Source organism: Mesorhizobium sp. M5C.F.Ca.IN.020.29.1.1, from assembly GCF_003997375.1.
Taxonomy (GTDB): Bacteria; Pseudomonadota; Alphaproteobacteria; order Rhizobiales; family Rhizobiaceae; genus Mesorhizobium; species Mesorhizobium wenxiniae.
Genome location: NZ_RZSW01000759.1, coordinates 1 through 2,260, shown reverse-complemented (window position 1 = coordinate 2,260; position 2,260 = coordinate 1). Strand labels below are relative to the sequence as shown.

Annotated in this window: 1 protein-coding gene and 2 pseudogenes; 2 read left to right on the top strand and 1 reads right to left on the bottom strand. The window is 64.3% G+C overall.

All coding sequences use genetic code 11. From position 1 onward, the window contains the following. Positions 1 to 725 (top strand): annotated as a pseudogene (locus EOA85_RS33175) (sugar ABC transporter substrate-binding protein); the annotation flags it as partial. Between the two features lie 127 nt (positions 726 to 852). Further along, complete coding sequence (locus EOA85_RS33170) at positions 853 to 1,947, top strand: Gfo/Idh/MocA family oxidoreductase (RefSeq protein WP_127212525.1); 1,095 nt, start codon at positions 853 to 855, stop codon at positions 1,945 to 1,947. A gap of 72 nt (positions 1,948 to 2,019) precedes the next feature. On the opposite strand, the pseudogene EOA85_RS37875 reads toward EOA85_RS33170, so the two are convergent. Further along, a pseudogene (locus EOA85_RS37875) lies at positions 2,020 to 2,260 on the bottom strand (hypothetical protein); the annotation flags it as partial.

The following is a 2,260-nucleotide window of genomic DNA, read 5'->3' as shown; positions in this document are numbered from 1 at the left end:
GTGTCCAGCCGCTCGCCCACGGCGGTCAGCCATGGCAAGAATTCATGCTCTGGGAGGACATCTTGGTGGGCGTCGGCGGAGCGGACTTCCACAAGAAGGCGATCCAGGAACTGGACGGAGCGTCGCTTGAAAGCGACAAGATGGTCCAGGTGTTCGATACCTTCCGCAAGGTGTTGAGCTACGCCGATGCCGGCGCGGCGAACCGCGACTGGAACCTCGCGACAGCGATGGTGATCGAGGACAAAGCCGCGTTCCATTTCATGGGCGACTGGGCCAAGGGGGAGTTCACGGTGGCCAGCAAGAAGGCCGACGTCGACTACCTGTGCCTGGCGGCACCCGGGACAGCCGGCACCTATGTCTTCCTAGCCGATTACTGGGGCTTCTTTCCGGTTAAGGACGAGGCGGCGAGGCAGGCGCAGATGCAAATGGCGCGCCTGACCATGGATCCGGCGGTGCAGACGGAGTTCAACATCCGCAAGGGCTCGATCCCGGCCCGCACCGACATCGATCCGAAAGCCTTCGACGCCTGCGGGCAGGCAGCAATCGCAGACCGCGCCGCCGCCGCCGAAAAGGGCGGTGTCCTGCCGTCTCTATCCCAGAACCACGCCCAGTCCCGCGAGGTGCGCGGCGTGTTCGAGGACGTTATCAGCTCCTTCGCCAATAACACCAAGCTGACGTCGGGTGACGCGGTCGCGCGCCTCAAGTCGGGCCTTGCCGGGCTCTAGACAAAGACCTGGTATGCCGGGGCGGCTGACCGCCGCTCCGGCATCAATTGCAGGTCGGGAACTGCGGCCAACACGAAAACCGGCAGGCAAGGGCGACCGCGCTTCAGCCGTTTGAGACATCGGGCCGATGTCATCACGGGACTTCCATTCATTCGCACGGACTGGGCTTATACGAACGCCCGCGCAGACCCATCACAAGCCGAAGAGGATTCAGATGACCGGGCAAGAAAAAATCAGATGGGGCCTCATCGGCGCCAGCAACATAGCCAAACAATGGTTGACGGCCTCGATCAACAAGCATCCGGACTGCGAGGTCGTGTCGGTCTACAGCCGCGACGAGAAGCGCGCGTCTGATTATGCGCGCGATCTCGAGCTGCATAGTCACCACACCAGCCTCGAGTCGCTGCTCGCCGACCCGGAAGTCGACGCCGTGTACATTTCGACCACGAACGAAAAACATCGAGAAGAGGCAATCGCAGCCGCCAGGGCAGGCAAGCACATTCTCTGCGAGAAGCCGCTCAGTATCAGCACCGAGGATGGCGAAGCCATGGTTGAGGCGGCGCGCAAGGCCGGCGTAGTCCTGGCGACCAACCATCACCTGCGCAACATGGCGACCCATCGAGCCATCAAGGACGTCATCAGGTCCGGGGAACTCGGCGAGATCACCTCGGCACGCATCGGCTTCACGGTGGATCTGCCGGGTGATCTGGCGCGCTGGCGCCTGAACGATCCGTCGACGGGCGCCGGCGTCGTCCTAGACCTGACCGTGCATGACGTCGATCTGATGCGTTACTATTTCGACGCCGATCCGGTGGCCGTGACGGCGATGGGGCTGACCTCAGGCGCCGCCCCGCACGGGATCAAGGACAATGTGACGTCGGTCTGGGAATTCCCCGGCCACCTATTGGTCATCTGCCAAGACACCTTCCTGGTGCCATTTGGCGGTACCGCCGTCGAAATCCACGGCACGAAGGGCTCCGTGCTCGGCGCGGATGTTTTGTGGCAGAAGCCGCAGGGCCGTGTCACGGTGCGTACCCAGTCGGGAACGCGTGAACTGCCCGTAGAGCACGTGATCCCCTACGACCAGACCATCGGCGACTTCGTCGACGCGGTCCGCGGACGGGGCAGGCCTTCGGCGGACGGTGTCGACGGCCTCCAGGCGCTGCGCTTCGCGCTGGCCGCTACGCAGGCGATGGAGACGGGCCGCACGATCCACTTCTGACGCCTGCAGCTTCAAAACAACCGGCCGGGGATGACCCGGCCGATTTTGTTTTTGGCGCTGCGTGCGACCGGGCTATCTGACGTCGGCAACCTCCCTCGCGGCAGGCTGCGGCTTCTCTGCATAGTCGCGCTCGGCAGCTCCCGCCGAGACCAGCCCGTTCGTCAGGTCGTCCCGGACGGCCTCGCGCCGACGCTCCCTGGCGGGACCGTATCCTGCGCCGCCCGGAGTATGGATCACCAGTGCATCGCCGCCGGGAATGGTCTGCCGGCCTTTGCCCTGCAGCCGCTTGCCCGAGCGGAGGCCGACATAACCT